The sequence below is a fragment of the Qipengyuania sp. genome (assembly GCF_043423005.1).
Taxonomy (GTDB): Bacteria; Pseudomonadota; Alphaproteobacteria; order Sphingomonadales; family Sphingomonadaceae; genus Qipengyuania.
In genome coordinates, this window is record NZ_JBHWMI010000092.1 from 1 (window position 1) to 4747 (window position 4747).

3 protein-coding genes and 1 pseudogene are annotated in these 4747 nt (G+C 69.6%); 3 read left to right on the forward strand and 1 reads right to left on the reverse strand.

The window, feature by feature from the left end; translation table 11 throughout:
• Both ACHFFA_RS12295 and ACHFFA_RS12300 read left to right on the forward strand, forming a co-directional pair.
• Positions 1-358, forward strand: a pseudogene (locus ACHFFA_RS12295) (uroporphyrinogen-III synthase); the annotation flags it as partial.
• A gap of 49 nt (positions 359-407) precedes the next feature.
• Positions 408-1304: a hypothetical protein gene (locus ACHFFA_RS12300; protein ID WP_394271120.1), complete on the forward strand. Its 897-nt coding sequence runs from the start codon at positions 408-410 to the stop codon at positions 1302-1304.
• 30 nt (positions 1305-1334) lie between these two features.
• Here ACHFFA_RS12300 and ACHFFA_RS12305 read toward each other — a convergent pair whose 3' ends face one another.
• A complete protein-coding gene (locus tag ACHFFA_RS12305) occupies positions 1335-2564 on the reverse strand; it encodes an FAD-dependent monooxygenase (protein WP_394271121.1) in 1230 nt (409 codons plus the stop codon).
• Positions 2565-2610: 46 nt separating this feature from the next.
• Here ACHFFA_RS12305 and ACHFFA_RS12310 point away from each other — a divergent pair, with 46 nt between their 5' ends.
• The gene (locus ACHFFA_RS12310) at positions 2611-4698 is read left to right on the forward strand and encodes a protein-disulfide reductase DsbD family protein (RefSeq protein ID WP_394271122.1); all 2088 of its coding nucleotides are present in this window, start codon (positions 2611-2613) and stop codon (positions 4696-4698) included.
• Positions 4699-4747 lie beyond the last annotated feature (49 nt).

Consider the following 4747-nt stretch of genomic DNA (forward strand, 5'->3'; position numbering starts at 1 on the left):
GTTGTCCATGCGGCTGTTGCGGTTGGCGGGCGAGGCTCATGTCCCACTGGCCCTGCCGGCGGGGATGGCGATGACCGAAGCTATCGTCTACCGCGCCGCGCCCCTTCCGATCGATGCCGCAACGGCGGACAGGCTGCGCGGCGGCGGGGTGGCGCTGCTGCATTCGGGCGAGGCGGCCCGGCGCTTTGCGAGCGAGTGCGACCGCCTCGGCATCCCGCGCGCGCGCCTCGCGCTGGCGGTTCTCGCGCCCCGGATCGCTGCGCTTGCCGGCAGCGGCTGGGGCGAAGTCGGCATCGCTGAAGGAATGAGCGACGGCGAATTGCTGGAACTGGCGAAAGAGATGTGCCAGAAGCCCTGACAGGGGACGTACTGCCGCTGCCGGATGGCGCGGTGAAGACGGGATATTGATGGACGATACCTTACCAGTCCGTCAGCGGCGGAGCGCCATGCGTCCGATCCTGCTGACAGCGCTTGCATCCTTTCTCCTCGGCGGTGGCATCGTCGGTGCCTTCGCCCTGCGCGATCGCGGCGATCCCCCGGCGGCCCAACCGTTCAGCGAGACGACGACAGGAACCTTAGCGGACCGGCAGGCCGCGCCTTCCCTGATCGCGCCGACTCCGTCGCCCAGCGCGACGCGCAGCGAAGCGGCGGCCGTGGCCCAGATCACGCAGCAGCAGGGCGGCATCGACCAACGGCTCGCAGCGGCGGAGCAGCGGCTCGCCCGGCTCGATCTGCAGGCGCAGGCGGCGGCCGGCAACGCTGCGCGGGCAGAAGGGCTGCTGATCGCCTTCGCCACCCGGCGCGCGATCGAGAAGAAGGCCGAACTCGGCTATCTCGCCGATCAGTTGCGCCTGCGGTTCGGCGATGCGCTGCCGAATGCGGTTGATACGGTGATCGCCTTTTCGCGCAATCCGGTGACCGTGGTCGATCTTTCGGCGCAGCTGGGCGAACTGGCGCCGGAACTCGAATATGACGACCGCGGATCGCGCTTCTCGCGCCTGTCGAGCGAGCTTGCCCGCCTGTTTACCATCCGCCGCGAGACCACGCCCTCGCCGCAGCCGGAAATGCGGCTCGAACGGGCGCGGGCCTATCTGGAGAGCGGGCGGGTGGAGGATGCGATAGCCGAGGTTCGCAACATGCCCGGAGAAGGCAATGCGCAAGCCTGGCTGCGCAATGCCGAACGCTATGTCGCGGCCCGGCGGGCGCTTGACCTGATCGAGACCGCGGCCATTCTCGAACCCAACCGGCTGCGCGATGCGGCGGGCAACCGGGTGGCGCAGCCAATCCCCGCGGAAGGCGAGTAGACGCCCCCTGCCAGCCGGCGAAGTCTTCGCTCAGGCCTTGAGCAGTTCCGGAGTATCGCCGGTTATCCCGCGCGCCTCGTCCATGAACCAGCGTTTAAGCAGGCCCGAACGCTGGACTCCCGCCATGCCCAGCCGCCGGACCGCGCTGGCCGCCTTGCCGGGAACCCCGAACAGGCGGGTGAGGGTATCGGTCGCCCCCATCACCATCAGCGCATCGAGCGCGCGCCAGGTCTCATAGCGAGACAGGACCTGCGCATCGCCGAGATCCAGCCCCAGCCGCCGCGCCTCCACCAGCACTTCGACCAGTGCCCCCACATCGCGCAAGCCAAGGTTGAGCCCCTGCCCCGCAATGGGGTGCATTCCATGGGCGCTATCGCCCACCAGGGCCATCCGCTGGCCCACCATCCGGGCGGTGTGCTGGAACGCGAGCGGATAGGACGAGCGGCCCGAGTTCAGCGCGATCGTGCCGAGCATATCGCCCATGCGTGCATGCACCTCGGCCACGAACGCCCGTTCGCCCATCTTGAGGACGCCGGGGGCATCCGCCTCGCTCACCGTCCAGACCAGCGCGCTGCGGTGGGTGCCATCCTCGCCGTCGAGCAGCGGGAGCAGCGCGAAGGGTCCGTCAGGGTAGAAGATCTCGTATGCCACCCCCTGATGGGGCTTGCCGTGATCGAGCCCGGCGATGATCGCGCGGTGGCGATAATCCCATTGCGCCACGGCCAGCCCGGCCTCGCCGCGGGTGGGGGAGGCGCGTCCTTCCGCGCCGATCAGCAGGTCGCCTTCGAGGATCGTTCCGTCACCCAGGGTCGCGCGGGCGACGAATTCGCCCGCATCGCGTTCTGAGACGGTGACGGGCGCGTGCAGCTCGATCAGCGGCTCGGCGCGAACCGCCTCGTGCAGCGCGAGGCGCAGCTGGCGATTGGCGAACATCCGGCCAAGCGACCCCTCGTGCGGCTGGGGGCGGAAGTCGATCCGGCCCGGCTTCATCTGGTCAACCACCGCAATCGCCTCGATCGGGCAGCCATAGGGTTCGAGCCGGTCGGCAAGGCCGATATGGCGGAACAGGCGCCAACTGGCGGTGGAAATGGCCGATGCCCGCCCGTCGAACCCTTCGTCCAGCACGTCGGCGGGGTCGGCCCGGTCGACCAGATGGCTCGACAGGCCCTTGCGCGCGGCGGCGAGCGCCAGCGTCATGCCGACGAGGCCGCCCCCGAGAATGAGGAGATCACGCTTGCTGGGGACGGATTGTTCGATCATCGCTCTCTCGTTGCGGGATGGACGCGCCCGTCCTAGATGGCAGGGCGTGATCGAGGCAACAACCATGCGGCACGCCATCGCGGTGTTTTTCGCCCTGTTGTTCGCCTTGGTGTCGGCCCCGGCCGCCATGGGTGCGCCCGCGGCGCGCGAGCTGCGCTATGGCGATGACAATATCGCCGTCGCCGCTTACCTCGAACAGGATGCCGCCGCGCCGGATAAGGCCACGCTGGCGCTCGCCTTCACGCCGAAGGACGGCGAATGGCACGGCTACTGGTCCAATCCGGGCGATGCCGGGCAGGGGATGCGGCTCGATCTCGATCTGCCGCCCGGCTGGTCCGCAGGGGAACCGCTGTATCCGGTGCCGACGACACTCGAGATCGCCGGGCTGATGAACCATGTCTACAAGGGCCCCTATGCGGTGCTGGTGCCGCTGCGACGGACGGGCGGGGCTGCGCCTCTTGGTGCCGTGACGGGGAGGGTCGAGTACCTCGCCTGCACCGATACGCTGTGCGTGCCGCAGGATGCGGCGCTGAGGGCGCGGCAGGGCGGGGATTTCTCCCGCTGGCGCGGCGCGGTGGCCCCTCCGCTCGACCGGGCGGGGATCTGGGAGACGAACGCGCGGAGCTTGCGCATCGGCATCTCCCTGCCGGCTGGTCTGGCAATCGGCGAGGCGCATCTTTTCCTCGCCACCCCTGACGAGGCGGCCGGACTGCGACCGGCCTATGCAGGGGAACAGGTATTTCGCCGTTCGGGCAACCAGCTGGTTGCCGAATTGCCCTTGCTGGATGCGCCGCCGGGCGCATACCGCGGTGCCCTGTCCGGTATTCTGGCGATCGGTGACGGGGCAGGGGTGCGTTTCACCGCCCGACCCGGGAATGTCGGGCTGGAGGGGGCGGAGCCGCTGCCGGGCGGGGGTGATGGCTTGCCTCTCGCCGGGCTGATCCTTGCAGCACTGGCCGGCGGGCTTCTCCTCAATGTGCTGCCATGCGTCTTCCCCATCCTCAGCCTCAAGGCATTGGCGCTCGCCCGCGCCGGGGGTGACGAGCGTGCCGCGCGCGGCGATGCGCTGGCCTATACGTCAGGGGTCGTTCTTGCCTGTGCCGGGCTGGGGCTGGCAATCATCGCCTTGCGTGCGGGCGGGGAGCAGGTGGGCTGGGCATTCCAGTTGCAGAACCCGGCCATCATCGCCGGCCTTCTGCTGCTGGCCGTTGCGCTCACCGCCAATTTCCTCGGGCTGTTCGAGATACCCGGCATGGCGATCGCCGGGGGAGGGGGAAGCCGGGGCGGCTCGTTCGCCACCGGGTTGCTGGCCGCCTTCGTTGCCACGCCCTGCACCGGCCCGTTCATGGCGGTTGCGCTGGGCGCGGCGCTGGTGCTGTCCCCGATCGAGGGGCTGGCCATCTTCATTGCCCTGGGGCTGGGCCTTGCCCTGCCGTTCCTGCTGATCGGTTTCGTCCCCGCGTTGCGCCGCAGGTTGCCGCGACCCGGGCCATGGATGGCAAGGTTCCGCCGGTGGATGGCGCTGCCGATGGGGCTGACCGCGGCCGCCCTCGGCTGGTTGTGCTGGCGAACCGGCGGACCGATGTGGCTTGCGGCGCTGGCGCTTGTTGCTCTGGCCATGCTGGCGGCGCTCGCCTGGCTCGGACGCCAGCAGCCCGCAGCGAAAAGTCCGTCGCTGGGGTTTCTGGGCGTGATCGCGGCCAGCGCGCTTGCCATCGTTATCGCGCTGCCTGCGCCGGCCCCTTCGGCCGCGGCGTTCGGTGAGCGCGGGGTGCTTGATGCGAAGCGTTTCTCTGCCAAGGCTCTGGCCGACGCGCGGGCCAGCGGTCGCCCGGTCTTCGTGTGGTTCACCGCCGACTGGTGCATCACCTGCAAGGTCAACGAGAGCGTCGCGATCGAACGCGAGACGACCCGCGCCGCGTTCGACAAGGCCGGCGTGATAACCTTGCGCGGCGACTGGACGCGGCCCGATCCCGCCATCGCCGATTTCCTCGCCCGGAATGGCGCGGCCGGGGTACCGTTCTACCTCTGGTTCGATCCCGATGCGGGGCCGCGGCAATTGCCGCAGGTGCTTACGCCGGACCTGCTGGCAGAACAGGCGCAGGGGACGACAGGCCCGCGCACCGGGCAATGAACGGCCCGGCAAGGCTGCCGGGATTGAGCACCAGCGTACCTGCACCGGG